A 15,648-nucleotide genomic window follows, 5' to 3' on the forward strand; every position below is an offset into this window, starting at 1 on the left:
TTATGCCCTGTAAAGTGGAATGCCGAAGCCATTAAAACTTGCATTAGGATCTTTCAAATCAAGCGAATCAATATAATCAATAGCTATCTGTTCAAAGCTAGAAATCACTTCAGTACCTTCTTGATACTCTTTTTCAGATTCGACTGAATCAGCTTTAACTTTCTTTCGTTTAAGCAACTGCTCTTTGCCGTTATAAATTACTTTGGCCAGAATGCCTTTAATGATTTCGCAAGCAGCATCTTTAAGAAGTGAATCTATAGGATCCGGCACAAATCCAATTCGTTTTTTCATCCAGACATTTGCAAGTTGAACCAGACGAGCTTTATCACTGTCTGGTGCAAAATCGCTGCCCAAAATTGAATTTGCGTCATCTACAGTAATAAAGCTCATTTCATTATTCCTTTGGGATTAATTTAAGTAGTTCTGGTTTTGTTGCAGATGGTTTGTAGCCAATGTCTTTACTTGCCAAATATTCTTTTAATTGATCGTTAGACCAACTTTCAAAATCATTTGTCGACGTTTCTGTTGCTGGATTTTCTGCCGCTTTTCCAGCTTCCAATTCAGCAATACGCGCTTGCATAGCAGCAACATCATTTTTAAAAGCTTCGAATTCAGCTTTCACAACTTCAGTTTGTTCTTCAGCTGTTTTAACGGCATTGTTAGCTAAAATAACATCATCTTTTAGGCGTGAATTTTTCGATAGCAGTTCTGAATAATTGCCAGCACCTTTTTCTAAGATTTCAACTTGCTGCTTGAGCTGAGTGTTTTCTTCCGTAACTTTAAGGCGCTCAGCTTTTGTTTCATCAATGACCTCTTGCAGCTCAGGGGTAATTCCCACCGAGACATTTACTGTGGCCAAAGTCGTTTTTGTAGGCTCTTCCAATTTGCGAACTTCAACTGGAATATCCAAAGCTTCATAATCATTTTGGATTTTTGGATAATCACCAAAGATGATTACCTCTTCAGCACTTCGATTTGGATATTCATAATAGTCAGGGTTTGCAATGGTCCCTGCTTCTGAAGCTGCAGTTGCAGCAATACGTGTATAGATTAATTTCATGATGCTTTTCTCTTATTAATAAAAAAGAGGGCTTAATAGCCCTCCAATAAAATTAGATGTTTTAGGTTTTAAGGCGTACCAGACAAATCCAACAATGTACCAGCAGTCATTTTGTTGCTGGTTGCATGTTTCAGCCAGTTTGCACTTGAACCCAGTAAAGAAAGATCAGGATTAATACCTTTGGTTGTATCCCAGCTATAACCAAGAAGATCCATGTTAAAGGTACCTTCAGCACGCATACCAATTCCTAAGTTTTCTTCATCATTAATGTCGTAAGCTCGGAAGCCTGGTACTTGTGATTCAGTGACAGTAACAGCTCCCACTTGCAAACCAAATGCATCATCATCGCCTACGGCATCAGTAACCAATACCGGCTTACCTAAAGTACCTGGTAAACCACCATAGATAACGATTTCAGATTCGCCATAAATCTGCTTAGTGATTGCATCATCAACAATATCGAAATAGGTGTCTGAATTCATTACCCATAAACTAATACGGCCAAACTTATCGCCAAACTTGCGCATACCACGTGTTAATGCTTTACGACCGTCTACAGCGATACTGCCTTTTGCAACCATATCAGGATTGCTTGTAATCGCTGCTTTTAATGAAGCCAAGCTGTACTGCAAACGCCCTGCAACTAAAGCATCTGCCAAATCATAGCCAAGAATCATTGCAAACTCTTCAGGTGTACGAGCACGGCGCTTGAATGCCTCTTCAGTAGAAGCATAAGGACCATATTTATAGGGAATTTTCACCCCTACAGATTCACCAGCGCCAATTTTTTCAGGGTTAACTTTAGCATTTGAGTTCACATCACGATGCTTGATGCTTCCCCCCACTCGGTAAAAAGAATCTTTGCTAAAATCACCTTCAATGATTTCGTTGCGATAAACAATCGCTCCAGCGGATGCCTCATTAAACACATTCAAATTGTCTTGCAAACGCTCTAAATAAGCAGTTTGAGCCAATTGGTTGTAGATGATCATGTCTGAATTTACTGTAGTCATAACTACTTATCTCCAAATGTTTAATAATTAGTTTGGTAGTTTTAGGAAAGAATCTTGGCCATGTTCTTTGATGTATTCAGCTCTTTGAGATACTGACATCTCGCTACGCTTCATACCTGCAGGCGCTCCACCTTTGCCCCCACTTTGGAAACCACCGCCATTCCCTTTACCACCTTTAAGGATTAAGTCTTTATGCTGGTATCCACCAACCAAGGACTCTAAAGCTTCATCAACATTTGCAAGTTCACCAGGGCGCAGACGGGAATAAATTTTTTCCCCTTTTTGGTCGTAGGCAACCACCTTGCCTTCTTCGATTTTGAAGTGCTGGCCAAAGGTTGCTTGAACCATATCAACTGGAACTGCAATGTTGTCTTGAATGTACTTAGAACGAGCAAAACCACCGCCAATAAGCTCACCATGCAATTGAGCTTCTAGAGAATCACGCTGCTGAACAATAGGAGCATATTTTTCTTCAACTGCCTTGATAGCTTCAGCTTTCACTTTCTCAACTTCACCAGCATCCACCAGTTTTTTATCGTCAAGGTTTTGAATTGTCTGAATTGCTTTCTTAGCTGCTGTTGGATCATCGATTCCTTCAAAAGCTTTTAGGGCTTTTTCCGCCGCTTCTTTAGCTTCACGATTCGTTTTAGCTTCATTGTTTAAACGTGCAATAGTTGCTACAGAGTGAACGGCATCATGTGGCATCTCTTTACCATCATCATGAACATAGATAGGCTTATCGCCCTCTACTTCCGCATATACCTTACCGTCGATCGTTACTGTTTTAAGTTTCATGGGTCATCCAACCTATATTTTCAAAATGGGCATCTACCCGGTTTCGCCGTCTGCATCAACTTTCGGCAGGCAATAAAAAAGCAGCCCTTAGGCTGCTCATTTCACAATTAAAAAATTTAGTAATTGACTTGATTATCATTACATCCGTTAAAACTTATTTTTTGTTTAACCTCTCTTAACTCATCATGAATTTTCGACAGATTGGAATCAACACTTACTCCTTGTCTCTTCATATAAGTTACATACTCTTTGGGATATTTAGTTACTAACTCATAAAATTTAAACTCATTCATCAAAGAACTGCACTTTAGACGCTGCGATTCAATTTTTTCAGCTTGAGTTAAAATCTTACCTTTACTTATTTCTTTAAATCTTAACTCTGCATGTTGAGCTATATTGCTCTCTTCCATAATCTTTAAATATTCATTTTCAAAGCTATCATTTTGACCTGCAAAAATATTGCTTGAAAAAGCTAGACTACATATTAATAAAATTCGTTTCATTCTTATTCCAGCTTATAATTTTAGAAAACTCTTAGTCACACGGATAATCTGTATCTTTCAATAGACCCTTCATCCGTAAATAGGATTCTTGCTGCTTATCATGAAATTTTTTTATATCCTCTAATTTGGATTCGTCCTCAATATTATTTTTCTTCATTAACGCTTTATAAGCTGAAAAATTATTAACTACAAAATCAAGTTGAGTTACCCTAGTTTTACTTAACTTACACCAACTACTTTTAGATTTAATCTTTTCAGATTCTGGTACTTTCTGATCATCATAATTTCTAGAATCAGCAGCATTATTGATAATAGCTTTTGTAAGATCATTAGTTAATTGTTGATACTTTTTTTCAAATTCTTCACTACTTAAAGCAAAACAATTGCTTGCAAAAGTAAGACCTAATATAAAACTTAAAAATTTCATTATAATTTTCCTAAATTAATTCTAGCTCAAGCATTATATCTATTAAAAAATTAGCAAATAACCTCTTAGTAATAAAAAAGCACCCTAAGGTGCTATTGAATTAATAAATTGGGTTAATTAGAAATTGAGGTTTTAACTGTCACACCTGTTAGAAAGTGTTTTTCTGAACCGCCCAAGCATGTGGCACTAGAAAAATTCGCATAAACATCTTGTACATTTACGCCTGTATCTTTTTCAAATTTACTGATCAATTCAGCAATATGACCTGTAAGTGTTCTTTCTAGCTCTTCTTTTCTCTTCACGTATTCAGCAACTGATATTTCAGACATTTTGCTTATCCTCTTTTACTAAAGATATAGTTCAAATTAATGTGGGGTAAGTGCTTTCAATCTTTCAAATGAAAAACCATAAATCGACATGGCTCTTGAAATCTTTATTTGAAGAAAAGGCACCAAAACTAATTTTGTGTTCAAAATGTATTGAGCATCCGACATATTGATTTGTTTTTCAGCCATTTGTATAACCTTTCGCTACGTTTCCTTTGCTTGAGTTAATCTGGGTTCCTCACCCACTAAACGAACACCATAAGCGCCATAAGCTTCAAAAGTCACAGTAATAGTTGCAGGTCCATTTAAGGCATCAGAATTCACCTGTACTGCCCTTTGTCCAGCTAGCGGCAGTCCAGTTTCTTCATCACAAATAACTAAATAACCTTTTAAGGTCGGGTGACGCTTTAGCACTAAATATCTTGATTCACTCATAAGCCCAACTCCTTAAATGCCAGCTCGTCCAACTTTCGAAGTTGGTCTAATGTGTATAACCGCCCATCAGGGTCAAAGAACTTTTCAAAATCAAACTTTCCTTCTTTATAAAGTTTGTACCTCTTAGGCCCTAGCCACTCCTTTTGAAAGAAATCATCTGTTTTCTTAAAGAATTCTTTGAAAGTTGTATTGGCATCAAGCTGGCCTATTAATTGGCTGCGCTCATCTTTCGGGATGTCTTTAACTCGTCGTTCATCCATTACAAACGGTCTTTCACCAATTAATTGCCCATCTTTTTCCACTGGTACCAAGATACTACGGCAATGTGGATGCAAAGGCGGTACACGTTTGGCGGGGTCGTTTATTTCCCAAATTGAGCCATCAAGCGAAGCACATAGCTTAGATGTTCTTCCATCAAGTACACTTACAAATCGGACATATTCAAAGCCAATCTTCTTATAGCTATCTAGATAAGCTTGATTAGCCACATGACTTCGTACAGTCCGAACAGTACGGTCAATATCAGATTTAGTGCTGTTTAACAGACCATCTTCGAAATTAAGGCGTTTGGTACCGCGAATACGCTGGATAATTTCTTGGTTTGTTTTACCTGTGCTAATCCCATCACGAATCGCGTATTCAACTTTCTGGCGGGCACTTTCAGCAATTCTCGATAAGAGATCATCTACAAGAGCTCCACCAGCCAAGGGAACTTTCTTAGCAGCTGAATAGAGCTTTTCACCATCGGGTTTACTAATTTTTGCGCCGAATAACTTGGCGATATAACTAGCTTCGTAAACGGCCATAGCTGTAGCTGAAACGGCGAATGCTTCAGGTAAGCTTGTATTAACACTACTAAACCATACGGAAATTAAATCTCTAATTTCCTTTAGATTTGAAGTTGTGTATTTGCCTCCAGCCAAAGCAATCTTTTCTGAATCACTAAGCTCATCCAATAAATCACGAAGCTTTGAAAGCATTGCGTTCGTATCATTATTGAATAAACCCAATAATTCATTTACTGATTGCGAAGAAGCACGATAAAGATAAGCCTGGTGTTGAGTGAGTACCTCCAAAAGATTTTTAATATCTTTAGCCATATCACCCTACCTATAGATTCACTGTTCCGTCTTTTTCGCCTTCAATGTTGTCCAGCTCTTCTTTATACTTTTGTTTTGGGAACATTCCAGTCTGGTTATATTCCCACCAAGATTTAAATGAAGAACGGCCTTGTAAAGCGGCCTCATACAATTGACGAGCTAGTTCAGCTTGATACCCTTGCTTGTTAAATTCCTGGCTGATTTCGAACATCAGGTCATCTTTAGTCAGAACATCAACATTAGGCGTTACAAACTTAGCTGCCCATCTTAGAGCCATAGAGAAGGCTTCATTCATATTCACAACACATAATGAAAGAACCGAATGCTGTACGGCATCATCACTGTTTGATTCTGTAGCTGTCTTTTTGGCTGCTGAACCCTTTTCAATTAAACGCGCACCCATCTCTTTCATCTGATCCCATTTATCCTTCATAGCTTCCCGAGCTAAAGTGTTTGGATCTGCTTGTACAATCCCCAAATCACCGTTTTCAGGTAAAGGTAATAGAACTTTTGCACCGATATAAATGCCGCGCTTTTTGGCCTCGTCGTACCAAGCCCAATTGACTCCCTTTGCATAAAACTGTGGTTGGCCCATATAAAAAACGGACTCTTGAAAGTCCGCACTATCTCTATAATGAGCTAAATTAAGATTAGCTAATGGGAGCAAGGGAGGCTTTTTAATCTCTTCGGAGTTATCAATAGCTCCCACAAAGGTGAAAGGAATATATGACCAGGTATCACCGTTATAATCAGTTGGTGACTTCTTTTCTCCCCCCATCCAAGTACCTTTATCCCCTTTGGTGTAAACCTGAACTGTATAGATGTAATTTTCTTCACTATCAGGTTCTAAACGAAGAACTCGGTACTGCTCTACCTCTGTTTTGCTGAAACCATCATTGCCACGTTCAGAAGTAAATTCACGGATGACCACTAAGCAAAGCTTTTTCTGGTTATCAATCATCATTGAATCCCAATTGATTACATCAATGGCATTCAATAAGTGAATCATCGGATAGGCTTTTTGCTGTTTAAACTCTGCAAGGTTTCGAGCCGGTGTAACTTCCGGATAGTCAACATATAGAGCGCATCGGTAGTGCTTCAATAAATGGCGAATACCCGTCTGTGCCAATTGATAAGCACTTAATCCTGCGCCGTTTGCATTACGTTCTAAATGATCCAGCTCAGAGGGAAACTTAAAGCTTGGATCTGTGGCAAATGCAGCACCGACTAAACTATTTGACGTAGTACCTGTAACTTCATAAAAGACAGCACGGATAAGGTAAGCAAGATATGCGCTCTTATTTGCTGGCGTTTTGTCATGTGCATTAGGCTTAGGTAAGTACTTTTCACCTTTAGCTTTAACTGCATCCTCACCCTCACAAACATCATCTAATTTTTGCCAATAAGGCAAGTTTTTAACATAGTCAGGATGTTTAAAAGTTACGTCACTCATCGAGCAAACCCCATATCAGCAAAGAAGACTTCAAAGCCTTCATGTAATTCATTAAAAGCATCAGAACCAGCATCAACCTGGTCGTCATTTGTTCCGTTAGGAAAATTTCGAAGCTCTTCAATAAAAGCCTTATTCCAGTCACCTTTAAGCATTCGCACATTTCCCACGTTAACCTGAGCAGCAAAGGGTTGTGCCCTTGTTAGCTTGTCACCTGAGACTGGCTTAGCAATCACGCTATAACCAGCTAGAAGCTTCACAAAAGCGCTAGCTTGTGATTTACCTGCTTGACCAGGATCCTGAGGGATACGAACAGTGACGTTTTTGCCGTCTAGCTCAGTAGTTTGCTTTAACCGCTTATTAACGTTGTCTGGACCAAGCTGTCCTTTCGTTACATCAACAAGATACGTATAGCCATCTGCACCTAAAGCTTCCTTAACACCTGCTGTAAAGTCACCTTCATTCTCAGTTGCACCAAAGTCCCACGCTCGCACCTGCTTCACCACATCCGCAGGTAAAGCATCCACAATTTCAATATTGTCAGGCTTAAAAAAACCGCCTGCTGGCGGTGATGGCATTTGTCGGTATTGCCCGGCAAAAACATAAGGAGCAGCTTGCTCCATTTGCTTTAATTTTTGAATATTGTGTTTTGCAGGCCATAAGGCAGAACCATCTTCTTGAATAGCTGAAAGACAAAGGTGCTCCCAGACTTCTCCGTTACCACCAGCTACAGGTACACCATCTTTTCGATCACCTAACAACCAGCCTGCTAAATCATCTTCGTGCAAACGTTGCATAATGACGATAATCGGCGTTTCAGGTGAGTTTGTACGTGACTCGAGTGTGTTCTGGAACCAGTCAATCACACCTTCTCGAATTGTTTTAGAAGATGCTTCATGTGCTTTATGTGGATCATCAATAATGATACAGCCACCAAAGTCGTCTCTTAGTTTTCCTGCTCCGAACCCCGTAATGGTACCGCCAGTACCAGTCGCATAGCAGACACCACCCTCTGATGTGCGCCAGAAGTCTTTAGCCTTACTGTCATCTCTCAAAGCAAAATTAGGAAAAACTTTCTTATAGGCTTCCTCTTGCACAAGTCCCCTAATTTGGAATGCATTATTAGCTGCCAGCATTGCGGAATAACTGATATGAATAAATTCAGAATCAGGCTTTTTACCGTAACACCATGCCATAAAATTAATTACGACAATCTCAGTTTTAGAATAACGAGGCGGTAAATTAATAACTAACCGCTTGGTTTCTCCGCGATAGACTTTCATTAAAGCCTCACAGAGTTCTAAATGGTGCCAGTTATGCATCCATTTATAACCACGGCGCTCCTTAAACATGTACCTTGTGAAGAAATATAAATCTTCTTGCGCCTCGATCCGGATGGCTTTATCCCGAGCCGCATCAGTACTCATCTAAGACCTCCCTCCGCGCTTTTAAATACTCTTCCATTGGAACAGGCACATCTGAATTAACAGTTTGAACTGGTCCGCCGTCTTTGCCTGTTATTTCTTGGCGGTTGGTAAATTGTCCACCAATATCTTTTGCAGCTTGTTCTAGAATTTTTAGCGCTGTTTTAACATTTCTAGTTCTATCAAGCTGTCTTTGGTATTGCTTCAGACGGTAATACTTATTAGCAATTGGAATATCAATTAAGCCTTCATCAAATCTCTCTCGGGTCGATTCAAAAAGCTCAACAAATTTCTTACTTAAGTTTCTGCCCGAATATTTCGTTGGGTCATAGCATTCGCATTGGCTACGACTAATATCAACACCAAACTCTTGCTTGACCTGTTCAACCACTTCTTGAGGGGTATCACGGCATGCAAGAGCTTGAACAATAAATATTTTCACAGGCTCTTTTAGTGCTGCCATAAATTCCCCTTCGTACAGCTACGTACAGCAAACAGGTCAAAAAAAGAGCCGCAAGGCTCAGTTGATTACACAGTTTCCGCAGCATCTTGAAATATCTAGATCCGAAACAAACGGCGGATTCTTGGCGACTTCAATAAGCCGCTTAACATTTTTGCTTGGGCCCCATCGTTTAACCACACCAATAAACTCTTCAACATCGTGACCAGCAAGATAGTGCTTAGGTAAGCCCGTATTATCGCTATAAAGGATCTCGCCATCTTCATCTTTCATAACGCCAATGTGATACAACTCGTGCTCAATCAAATAACAAAATTCAGAATCGTTAGCCCGCTCGCAAAATGAAGCATCGACGGTAATTAAGTAAGTTGGTACCGCACCAAACCAATCACGCATTTGTTGTTCCTGGCGAGCTTTCTTCCAGCCGCCAACATTAAACATAACCTTTTCACACTGACCTAAAACCATAGCCTGTTTACTTTTAAATGCAGTTGAAGCCCAGGCAAATGCTAAGAACTCTTCATTGTCATGAAGTAGCTCAGCTATATGATCATGATCCGGATTATGAAGAGGTCCACCAATTTTTAAATAGTTAGAAATAACCCACTTCTTTAAATCCGGTGCAGGAATTATACGGGTTGCTTCCTCTTCATCTGCTTGGTCAATAAAATCAGTTGGAGGAAATGGTCTGATCTGATCCATTAAATATTTGCCTCTTTAAATTTTTTAGCCACTGACTAGCGTATTCAGTCCGTAACTGCAAAGGTCCAGACTCGTCAATACGGCATCTTGATGCTGTCTCTATGCGAATTACGGTATAACCCATCTCTTCAGCCACATCGTAACGATCAAGGCTCCATGCTTTGTTTTTAAGCTTACCCTTGCGTCCACCTGACCAAGGTCCACCCGCAATTTCAACTAAAATACGATGTTCAATTAAATGAAAATCAAAACGCCAATGCTTTGTAGACTTAAACTGGAATTTCTTTTCATACTTAATTCCCAGATTATCTAAAGTTTCAGTAAATTCCTCTTCTGCTTCTAAGTACTTCTGTGTTGCTTTAGGCAGTGGTCTACTTTTGGGTTTGTTTTTAGGTTCTTTTTTTCTTGTAAGCCAAAAGTATTCTTTAGAATCCATTTATTACCACCATTAAAAAAACCTCCCGAAGGAGGTAATTAAATCTTATCCTGGATGTTTAAGTTTAGATAAGAACTTTTGCAAATTTGGATTGCTACCAAAATTCACATACAAAGGTTCTTCAACCCCCATAAAATGAATCTTCACAGACGCTTCGCTTTCAAACACTAAAATATGAGCAATAGCCGAAAGATTAATAACTTGATCACTATAAAAATAAAACATCTCTATCTCCTTAATAAGAGATATTTTTATACCATAGAATGCAAAAAAGCCCACCAAATGATGAGCTTTAAAACCAGTTCTTTACTTACACTTCGAACACTGTAACATGAATATGCCATACCCTGTATTTACAGTCAAGAAGATTGATTTTCCACAACTACTATCTTGATGAACTTTTCAATTTGAAAATGCGGATAACGTGACTTGATAAAGGCTAATCCACATTTAATGTCCTGTTGAATTTGCGAACCATATGTATCACTACTCTTTGCAATATCACGAATTGACTCACCCATAACGTAATGCCACCAGATCGCCCCAATCCACTCCTGAAGTACCTCATCATCTATAGATTGAAGATCAAGTATCAATCTATGGATTGCACGTGCTTCGTTATCATTTAACTGACAGCAAGTGCCCTTACGACGAGTACACAAGCGATCTTTTAAATTATCATCGCTCATATACATAGCCATTAATTGTTCACGTTGTTTTTGAGTGATGCGTTTAGTTGGCATGGTTTTAACAACCATCACCATGGTTTCATTGTCACCATTGATCCAAGCACCAAGCTGACGGCACCACTCCTCAAAACTATATTTAGACCAATCGACTGTTTGTAAAATGTGTTGTTGTACTGGCATATTCATAATCATCCCACCAATTGCTCAATTTGTTTAATCGCCACGCCTGCTTTAACTTGCTCTGTACTGAACCGTAAAACTGTAAAACCCATCATTGCCGCTTCGTTGTATTTTTCCATGTCTCCGATATACCCCTTCCCTCTTGTATGGCGACCTCCGCTCCAGATCCCGCCTTCCACCTCTACCAAAATCTTTGTACCTGTAATTAAAAAATCTGCTCTCCATTTACGTGTTGGATGGAATTTGTATTCCTGTTCAAAGCCGATCTTGTGTGTTTTTAAGTGCTGTACAAGCGTTGCCTCACCTTCACTCACAACACGTTCTTTTTTTACTGAAGCACGGCGCTTAGGTTTGCTCCGTGGTTTTGCATAAAGACGTTTGTAATCAGCAAGGCTCATTGATGACATCAAGCACTCCCCTTAAGCAGTTGATCCAATTCCCTCGCAAAATGGCTATACATCTGAGACTTTTCAAAATCTCTGATTAGACTTAACTCATGTGCTTCAGATCTGTACTTTTGAGCTAATTCATTTAATGAGTTTTTTAGCCCATCTAACCATTCAATCCGCGTTTGTAGCTCTCTATTCTCCTTATTCACTTCAAAGCCAACTTGGATTTCTTTTTCTAGCTCTTGATTCATCTCAAGCCATTCTTTCTCAAGTTCATCCACTTTCGCTTGCTGGTGTTGATAAATGCACCACATGTTATTTAGAGCAAGCGTGTAATTTGAAAACTTCCCATGACCCTCAAACCTGAAACAATTAGCCTTTGCGTCATATTCGTAATGTTGTAGTTCTCGTGCACACCAACAAGGAACCACTTCAGCTACATCTTTTAGAAACGCTTCTCTACACTTATCCATTGCTAACCTCATATGATTCAAAGAAAAACGTGACAGGCTTTTGAATAAACTCAACAAGACCAAAGCGCATCAAGTGGCGGATCTGCGAGCAATCGCGAGGAACTTGAATATCGCGATAATGAGCTAAAAGATTTCGCCACGACTCTAAAGACAATGAACGCTTGTTGTGATTACATGCAGTGCATGCTGGCATTAAGTTTTCGTATGTGTCGTTTTCAAGCTTTTCTGGCTTACCTGTAGTTAAATCACGAACTACTGCTACCAAATGATCTGCATGCCATTTATCACCAAGCACTTCCCCACAGTAGGCACAATGGCCGCCAAACTTCTTCTTGAGCTCAGCACGTTGTTGTTTATTTAATTTCATACATTCGCCCCATAAGAACTTCTGAATATTGAGAAAACATCTCTCACGCTTAAATCAAGAGAACGCTTGAAAACCTCTTGAACGTGAAAGCCAAGCTCTGAATCATCTTCAACCTGTATGTAATCAATTAATTTGTCTTGGACTAAACCAGTTAAGTAATTAAATGGTTCTGCCTCATCATCCCAACCGTCGTCATATGTTTGATAATGAATGTGCAACACCCAATCATTTGCCCATGTCTCAAAATCATCTGGATGGCATAAACCAAAACTAATTAACAAATCCATGGCCTTCTTATTTAGCTTCTTCTGTTGACGCTTTTTCATAGATTTACCCCTTCAATGAGCTGAAGAATATTTTTAGGGATTGGCATACCTTCACGGCGGCACATTTCTGCATATTCATGTGGATTGTCAAAAGGATCTGGTCCCAACTCTTGTTTGATTTCAGGCTCTTTTTCCTTGGCTTGAAGCTTTTGCACTGGTGCAGGTTTACGCCCATTGATTTTTAAACGGTCCATCAATGAATTGAGATGCTTTTGCGCCTCATCGTTTGAAACTGGTTTATGTTCCTTTTGCCCATTTTTCTGTGCTAATAAAATTGGTTCTTGATACCAAGCTTGGATTTTTCCCTTTAACTGCGCTTCAGCCTTGTATTCGTCATAGACCTTGATAAATTCCTTCTTTGCCTTGTACATTTCACCGTCTTGGATGAGTGAATAGACCTGATCCAATACAAACTTGGCCAAGGTCGTAATTTCTTGGTTTTGCTCTCTACCATCTGGCAAAGTTACTTTTTTGTGATTAGAAATTTGAGTGTATTCACAAACTTTCACCCATGCTTTCTCAGCACTCCACCAGTCATCACCCATGCACATTGCGCGGAATTCAGCAAAGTTAGGCATGTAACGGTCAACACTTGCATAAAATAGCGCTAGGCCTCTTTGTAGCTGGTTAGGAGTTACCCCAAACAATGCTTTAGCAAGTTGTTGTTCAACGATTTGCATCGGAACTGCATTCTTGCCTTCAACTGGAAAGTTCTTGTTGAATTGAACCGCATACTTAGTTCTGTATGCAGCGATCAGTTCTTTCAAATAACTCTCAAAAGGCGCTAGTTCAGTCATGATTAATAGCCTCCAAAATCGTGCTGTACTGGCGTCACATCAATCACATTTGAACGATTGCCTTCAGCGTACATTTGAGTGAAATAGCCCGGTTCTTCAGGAATGTTTTGAGAAGGTGTTTTTTCTTGAATCAGATTTTGGCGAGGTTCAAACACGCCTTGATAATTTCCAATAATTGAGTTTTCAAGAGATTGGTTTGCCAATGGACCAAACGATTTAAGTTTTTTAAGGATTAACTTAACGGCGTTTTCAGAAAGTGGTTTTTTAATGCTGATACGCATATCAACAAAATTGTTCCACAGCTCTGAATCTACTGATGCAGGCAGTTCAACTGAACGTGGATTAAAATCATTTGGTTTTTCTGATTTAGGTTTTTCAGAAACAGACTCACTTTTTTTATTTATTTTTTTAATACTTTGAGAGTTGTTTTTGATAGTGATACTTTGTGTGTTAAAAATTTTTACTAGTAGCGGTAAAATATTTTTACTAGTCTGGTTAAAAATTTTTACTAGCAGTGGTAAAGAATTTTTACTAGTTTGACTATAAATTTTAGGCAGTAAAAATTTTTTACTAGGGAATTTAACCATCAAACCAACGCTAGTATCGTTACCTAATTTGAAGGTATTTCCGTGAATTGTGCTTGGTTGTTCCACGACTAAACCGACCTTTACAAGCTCGTTTAAACACTTAACAACTGTCGGTCTACTCTTCCCTGTAATTTCCTCAAATTGAGACAAAGAGATGGAATCCATCTCCTTATTCCAGCCCCGTGTTTTACGGCAAATAACCAAGTAAATTTTGCATGATGCATCAGAGATTTTATTTAAAACCTCATCTACAAAAGCATTAGGAACTTGGAATGAATTGGGTACGAAATTACTCATGTGATTTTGTCTCCAATTTGACAAGTCCACGCATTTCCAACTGTCGGATAATTCTTGGCGGAATAAATTCGTTGTTGATTTTGTAGCGAGTACGAGACTTTTCTTTCACTTGAATTAGCTTGTGTCCACCCTCCATGAGACGGCGAACAGTTATAGCTTGCCCCCCCATATGTGTAGTTTCTTCAAGCAGATAAAAACGTTCTTGGGCTTCTATGGCGGCATTCATGACAGAAAGTGGCATAGATGCTAACTCTTTGGCTGAATAGATTTTTACTGGTTGCTCCAGAGGAATCACATTTTCGATAGGTGTTTTTGAGGGGGATGCTCCCTCGTTTCTTCTTGCTGCATATCTCATGATTTGCCACCTTTTGGCTTAACATAGCCACCAAATGAATCAACCATCCCAGCCTTAACAAGACTAGCTACTACACTCTGTGCTAACCATTGCGTTATGCGAAATTGACGAGCCATAGCCTCTGAAAATTCAACCTTCGTAACTGCTGCATTATTTTCGTCATAACCCTTATTGCGTAAATTTTGCTTTTTCATTTCAAATAATTGACCAAGCACACGTAATGCGGGTTCATAAAAAGACTGAGTTTCACTTTGCTGACGAGAATCTTTGATTTGCTGTGTGAAGCTGTTCATGAAACCTCCGCTAATGCTTGCTCAGCACTTATTAGGCGGCGTTTAGCGTTGAGTTCTGCAACTGTTGCTGTGCGGATTTGAAAATTCAAACGACCATAAAATAAAGAATCAATACCCTTGAGATGGATAAGCCTTTTTGACCTTCCAACAACTTCAAATAGATTGTGGTAGTCATCCTCACCAACCATCACAACAACATCACCTACTAAAAAATCTGGTAAGTTGTATTTAGCTATTTGATTTGATAAATTAGTTTGCATATTCATTGGTTTCCGTATTGATGAATTGAAAAGCCTGATCTCGACCATCAGGCTTTTTTAATTTCTAGGATTTGAGATTCAGGATTTACCCCAACCCGCCCAAGTATTCCCAAGCTCTCCCTTTTCTTCCTATTTTTATTAGCTCTTTCAAGCATTAAGCTAACTTCGTGGTAATCACCCATGATTGCTTTTTCTAAAAGGACAATTGCTTGATGTGCATAATCATTCCCTCTAACGTCTGCAATAAGACGCAATCGCTCCATCATGTCTGGGAGCATCTTCAAACGAAGATCTTCTTTTTCAAGACTCATGACACCCTCTTAACTGGTAGTGTTGGTTCTTGTTCAAGCAACTTGAATGCAGCAGCTTCGGGTACAAATTCACCCCACTGGTAAACTGCTTGACGGCTAATTTTTAATAGTTTTGCGATTTTTGGCGCATTGAACCGAGCCAAAACATCTGATGTTTTCATCTCAATTCGCATAATTAATTCCAATTTCAACT

28 protein-coding genes are annotated in these 15,648 nt (G+C 39.1%); all 28 read right to left on the minus strand.

All coding sequences use genetic code 11. The annotated features are described in order from the left end of the window. Complete coding sequence (locus ASF86_RS06935) at positions 1-390, minus strand: hypothetical protein (RefSeq protein WP_056480722.1); 390 nt, start codon at positions 388-390, stop codon at positions 1-3. Between the two features lie 4 nt (positions 391-394). After that, positions 395-1,060 (minus strand): Ish1 domain-containing protein, encoded by a 666-nt coding sequence (locus ASF86_RS06940; protein WP_056480724.1) that lies wholly within the window; start codon positions 1,058-1,060, stop codon positions 395-397. A 68-nt stretch (positions 1,061-1,128) separates the two neighbouring features. Further along, positions 1,129-2,073: a major capsid protein gene (locus ASF86_RS06945; RefSeq protein WP_056480726.1), complete on the minus strand. Its 945-nt coding sequence runs from the start codon at positions 2,071-2,073 to the stop codon at positions 1,129-1,131. A 27-nt stretch (positions 2,074-2,100) separates the two neighbouring features. After that, a complete protein-coding gene (locus tag ASF86_RS06950; RefSeq protein ID WP_056480728.1) occupies positions 2,101-2,868 on the minus strand; it encodes a DUF6651 domain-containing protein in 768 nt (255 codons plus the stop codon). 116 nt (positions 2,869-2,984) lie between these two features. Then, positions 2,985-3,371, minus strand: a complete 387-nt coding sequence (locus ASF86_RS06955; protein ID WP_056480730.1) for a hypothetical protein — start codon at positions 3,369-3,371, stop codon at positions 2,985-2,987. 31 nt (positions 3,372-3,402) lie between these two features. After that, entirely contained in the window at positions 3,403-3,798 is a 396-nt protein-coding gene (locus ASF86_RS06960; RefSeq protein ID WP_056480732.1) for a hypothetical protein, read from the minus strand. A 113-nt stretch (positions 3,799-3,911) separates the two neighbouring features. Next, positions 3,912-4,127 carry a hypothetical protein gene (locus ASF86_RS06965; protein WP_001290162.1) on the minus strand — a complete coding sequence of 72 codons (216 nt, stop codon included), beginning with the start codon at positions 4,125-4,127 and terminating at the stop codon, positions 3,912-3,914. 36 nt (positions 4,128-4,163) lie between these two features. Beyond that, on the minus strand, positions 4,164-4,313 hold the full coding sequence (locus ASF86_RS19795; RefSeq protein ID WP_171252326.1) for a hypothetical protein: 150 nt from the start codon (positions 4,311-4,313) through the stop codon (positions 4,164-4,166). Positions 4,314-4,328: 15 nt separating this feature from the next. After that, positions 4,329-4,559, minus strand: coding sequence for a hypothetical protein (locus ASF86_RS06970; RefSeq protein WP_056480734.1), 231 nt, complete (start codon positions 4,557-4,559; stop codon positions 4,329-4,331). Further along, on the minus strand, positions 4,556-5,659 hold the full coding sequence (locus tag ASF86_RS06975; protein ID WP_056480735.1) for a minor capsid protein: 1,104 nt from the start codon (positions 5,657-5,659) through the stop codon (positions 4,556-4,558). The genes ASF86_RS06970 and ASF86_RS06975 overlap by 4 nt, the downstream gene beginning before the upstream one ends. A gap of 10 nt (positions 5,660-5,669) precedes the next feature. After that, positions 5,670-7,112 (minus strand): DUF4055 domain-containing protein, encoded by a 1,443-nt coding sequence (locus ASF86_RS06980; protein ID WP_056480736.1) that lies wholly within the window; start codon positions 7,110-7,112, stop codon positions 5,670-5,672. Continuing rightward, the gene (terL, locus tag ASF86_RS06985; protein WP_056480737.1) at positions 7,109-8,536 is read right to left on the minus strand and encodes a phage terminase large subunit; all 1,428 of its coding nucleotides are present in this window, start codon (positions 8,534-8,536) and stop codon (positions 7,109-7,111) included. The genes ASF86_RS06980 and terL overlap by 4 nt, the downstream gene beginning before the upstream one ends. Continuing rightward, positions 8,526-8,996, minus strand: a complete 471-nt coding sequence (locus tag ASF86_RS06990) for a DUF2280 domain-containing protein (RefSeq protein WP_056480739.1) — start codon at positions 8,994-8,996, stop codon at positions 8,526-8,528. Before ASF86_RS06990 ends, terL begins: the two co-directional genes overlap by 11 nt. Before the next feature lie 57 nt (positions 8,997-9,053). Continuing rightward, positions 9,054-9,695 (minus strand): putative metallopeptidase, encoded by a 642-nt coding sequence (locus ASF86_RS06995; protein ID WP_056480741.1) that lies wholly within the window; start codon positions 9,693-9,695, stop codon positions 9,054-9,056. After that, positions 9,664-10,131 (minus strand): hypothetical protein, encoded by a 468-nt coding sequence (locus tag ASF86_RS07000; protein ID WP_056480743.1) that lies wholly within the window; start codon positions 10,129-10,131, stop codon positions 9,664-9,666. Before ASF86_RS07000 ends, ASF86_RS06995 begins: the two co-directional genes overlap by 32 nt. A gap of 45 nt (positions 10,132-10,176) precedes the next feature. Further along, positions 10,177-10,356, minus strand: a complete 180-nt coding sequence (locus ASF86_RS07005) for a hypothetical protein (protein ID WP_056480745.1) — start codon at positions 10,354-10,356, stop codon at positions 10,177-10,179. Positions 10,357-10,490: 134 nt separating this feature from the next. Beyond that, the gene (locus ASF86_RS07010; protein ID WP_171252327.1) at positions 10,491-11,012 is read right to left on the minus strand and encodes a hypothetical protein; all 522 of its coding nucleotides are present in this window, start codon (positions 11,010-11,012) and stop codon (positions 10,491-10,493) included. After that, positions 11,009-11,407 carry a DUF559 domain-containing protein gene (locus ASF86_RS07015; RefSeq protein ID WP_056480747.1) on the minus strand — a complete coding sequence of 133 codons (399 nt, stop codon included), beginning with the start codon at positions 11,405-11,407 and terminating at the stop codon, positions 11,009-11,011. Before ASF86_RS07015 ends, ASF86_RS07010 begins: the two co-directional genes overlap by 4 nt. Further along, positions 11,407-11,862 (minus strand): hypothetical protein, encoded by a 456-nt coding sequence (locus tag ASF86_RS19140; protein WP_081407572.1) that lies wholly within the window; start codon positions 11,860-11,862, stop codon positions 11,407-11,409. The genes ASF86_RS07015 and ASF86_RS19140 overlap by 1 nt, the downstream gene beginning before the upstream one ends. Then, complete coding sequence (locus ASF86_RS07025; protein WP_056480749.1) at positions 11,855-12,229, minus strand: HNH endonuclease; 375 nt, start codon at positions 12,227-12,229, stop codon at positions 11,855-11,857. Before ASF86_RS07025 ends, ASF86_RS19140 begins: the two co-directional genes overlap by 8 nt. Next, positions 12,226-12,555 (minus strand): hypothetical protein, encoded by a 330-nt coding sequence (locus ASF86_RS07030; RefSeq protein WP_056480751.1) that lies wholly within the window; start codon positions 12,553-12,555, stop codon positions 12,226-12,228. Before ASF86_RS07030 ends, ASF86_RS07025 begins: the two co-directional genes overlap by 4 nt. Next, the gene (locus ASF86_RS07035; protein WP_056480753.1) at positions 12,552-13,352 is read right to left on the minus strand and encodes a hypothetical protein; all 801 of its coding nucleotides are present in this window, start codon (positions 13,350-13,352) and stop codon (positions 12,552-12,554) included. The genes ASF86_RS07030 and ASF86_RS07035 overlap by 4 nt, the downstream gene beginning before the upstream one ends. Positions 13,353-13,354: 2 nt before the next feature. Continuing rightward, positions 13,355-14,236, minus strand: a complete 882-nt coding sequence (locus ASF86_RS07040) for a replication protein (RefSeq protein WP_056480755.1) — start codon at positions 14,234-14,236, stop codon at positions 13,355-13,357. After that, positions 14,229-14,591 carry a hypothetical protein gene (locus ASF86_RS07045; RefSeq protein WP_056480757.1) on the minus strand — a complete coding sequence of 121 codons (363 nt, stop codon included), beginning with the start codon at positions 14,589-14,591 and terminating at the stop codon, positions 14,229-14,231. The genes ASF86_RS07040 and ASF86_RS07045 overlap by 8 nt, the downstream gene beginning before the upstream one ends. Continuing rightward, positions 14,588-14,884, minus strand: a complete 297-nt coding sequence (locus ASF86_RS07050) for a hypothetical protein (protein WP_056480758.1) — start codon at positions 14,882-14,884, stop codon at positions 14,588-14,590. Before ASF86_RS07050 ends, ASF86_RS07045 begins: the two co-directional genes overlap by 4 nt. After that, the gene (locus ASF86_RS07055) at positions 14,881-15,144 is read right to left on the minus strand and encodes a hypothetical protein (RefSeq protein ID WP_056481790.1); all 264 of its coding nucleotides are present in this window, start codon (positions 15,142-15,144) and stop codon (positions 14,881-14,883) included. Before ASF86_RS07055 ends, ASF86_RS07050 begins: the two co-directional genes overlap by 4 nt. A 47-nt stretch (positions 15,145-15,191) precedes the next feature. Further along, positions 15,192-15,455: a hypothetical protein gene (locus ASF86_RS07060; RefSeq protein ID WP_056480760.1), complete on the minus strand. Its 264-nt coding sequence runs from the start codon at positions 15,453-15,455 to the stop codon at positions 15,192-15,194. Next, positions 15,452-15,628: a Cro/CI family transcriptional regulator gene (locus tag ASF86_RS19145; protein ID WP_001217698.1), complete on the minus strand. Its 177-nt coding sequence runs from the start codon at positions 15,626-15,628 to the stop codon at positions 15,452-15,454. Before ASF86_RS19145 ends, ASF86_RS07060 begins: the two co-directional genes overlap by 4 nt. Positions 15,629-15,648 lie beyond the last annotated feature (20 nt).

Origin of the sequence: Acinetobacter sp. Leaf130, from assembly GCF_001423205.1 — a bacterium.
GTDB classification, from domain to species: Bacteria; Pseudomonadota; Gammaproteobacteria; order Pseudomonadales; family Moraxellaceae; genus Acinetobacter; species Acinetobacter calcoaceticus.

Bases quoted from the DNA above. Each gene is read 5' to 3' on its own strand.
- ASF86_RS06955 (WP_056480730.1), bottom strand. From the start codon at position 3,371: ATGAAACGAATTTTATTAATATGTAGTCTAGCTTTTTCAAGCAATATT.
- ASF86_RS06980 (WP_056480736.1), bottom strand. From the start codon at position 7,112: ATGAGTGACGTAACTTTTAAACATCCTGACTATGTTAAAAACTTGCCT.
- ASF86_RS06975 (WP_056480735.1), bottom strand. From the start codon at position 5,659: ATGGCTAAAGATATTAAAAATCTTTTGGAGGTACTCACTCAACACCAG.
- ASF86_RS06965 (WP_001290162.1), bottom strand. From the start codon at position 4,127: ATGTCTGAAATATCAGTTGCTGAATACGTGAAGAGAAAAGAAGAGCTA.
- ASF86_RS06960 (WP_056480732.1), bottom strand. From the start codon at position 3,798: ATGAAATTTTTAAGTTTTATATTAGGTCTTACTTTTGCAAGCAATTGT.
- ASF86_RS07030 (WP_056480751.1), bottom strand. From the start codon at position 12,555: ATGAAAAAGCGTCAACAGAAGAAGCTAAATAAGAAGGCCATGGATTTG.
- ASF86_RS07040 (WP_056480755.1), bottom strand. From the start codon at position 14,236: ATGAGTAATTTCGTACCCAATTCATTCCAAGTTCCTAATGCTTTTGTA.
- terL (WP_056480737.1), bottom strand. From the start codon at position 8,536: ATGAGTACTGATGCGGCTCGGGATAAAGCCATCCGGATCGAGGCGCAA.
- ASF86_RS06990 (WP_056480739.1), bottom strand. From the start codon at position 8,996: ATGGCAGCACTAAAAGAGCCTGTGAAAATATTTATTGTTCAAGCTCTT.
- ASF86_RS06970 (WP_056480734.1), bottom strand. From the start codon at position 4,559: ATGAGTGAATCAAGATATTTAGTGCTAAAGCGTCACCCGACCTTAAAA.
- ASF86_RS06940 (WP_056480724.1), bottom strand. From the start codon at position 1,060: ATGAAATTAATCTATACACGTATTGCTGCAACTGCAGCTTCAGAAGCA.
- ASF86_RS07015 (WP_056480747.1), bottom strand. From the start codon at position 11,407: ATGTCATCAATGAGCCTTGCTGATTACAAACGTCTTTATGCAAAACCA.
- ASF86_RS07035 (WP_056480753.1), bottom strand. From the start codon at position 13,352: ATGACTGAACTAGCGCCTTTTGAGAGTTATTTGAAAGAACTGATCGCT.
- ASF86_RS07005 (WP_056480745.1), bottom strand. From the start codon at position 10,356: ATGTTTTATTTTTATAGTGATCAAGTTATTAATCTTTCGGCTATTGCT.
- ASF86_RS07010 (WP_171252327.1), bottom strand. From the start codon at position 11,012: ATGATTATGAATATGCCAGTACAACAACACATTTTACAAACAGTCGAT.
- ASF86_RS07055 (WP_056481790.1), bottom strand. From the start codon at position 15,144: ATGCAAACTAATTTATCAAATCAAATAGCTAAATACAACTTACCAGAT.
- ASF86_RS07060 (WP_056480760.1), bottom strand. From the start codon at position 15,455: ATGAGTCTTGAAAAAGAAGATCTTCGTTTGAAGATGCTCCCAGACATG.
- ASF86_RS19140 (WP_081407572.1), bottom strand. From the start codon at position 11,862: ATGGATAAGTGTAGAGAAGCGTTTCTAAAAGATGTAGCTGAAGTGGTT.
- ASF86_RS07025 (WP_056480749.1), bottom strand. From the start codon at position 12,229: ATGAAATTAAATAAACAACAACGTGCTGAGCTCAAGAAGAAGTTTGGC.
- ASF86_RS06950 (WP_056480728.1), bottom strand. From the start codon at position 2,868: ATGAAACTTAAAACAGTAACGATCGACGGTAAGGTATATGCGGAAGTA.
- ASF86_RS07050 (WP_056480758.1), bottom strand. From the start codon at position 14,884: ATGAACAGCTTCACACAGCAAATCAAAGATTCTCGTCAGCAAAGTGAA.
- ASF86_RS06995 (WP_056480741.1), bottom strand. From the start codon at position 9,695: ATGGATCAGATCAGACCATTTCCTCCAACTGATTTTATTGACCAAGCA.
- ASF86_RS19145 (WP_001217698.1), bottom strand. From the start codon at position 15,628: ATGCGAATTGAGATGAAAACATCAGATGTTTTGGCTCGGTTCAATGCG.
- ASF86_RS07045 (WP_056480757.1), bottom strand. From the start codon at position 14,591: ATGAGATATGCAGCAAGAAGAAACGAGGGAGCATCCCCCTCAAAAACA.
- ASF86_RS19795 (WP_171252326.1), bottom strand. From the start codon at position 4,313: ATGGCTGAAAAACAAATCAATATGTCGGATGCTCAATACATTTTGAAC.
- ASF86_RS06945 (WP_056480726.1), bottom strand. From the start codon at position 2,073: ATGACTACAGTAAATTCAGACATGATCATCTACAACCAATTGGCTCAA.
- ASF86_RS07000 (WP_056480743.1), bottom strand. From the start codon at position 10,131: ATGGATTCTAAAGAATACTTTTGGCTTACAAGAAAAAAAGAACCTAAA.
- ASF86_RS06935 (WP_056480722.1), bottom strand. From the start codon at position 390: ATGAGCTTTATTACTGTAGATGACGCAAATTCAATTTTGGGCAGCGAT.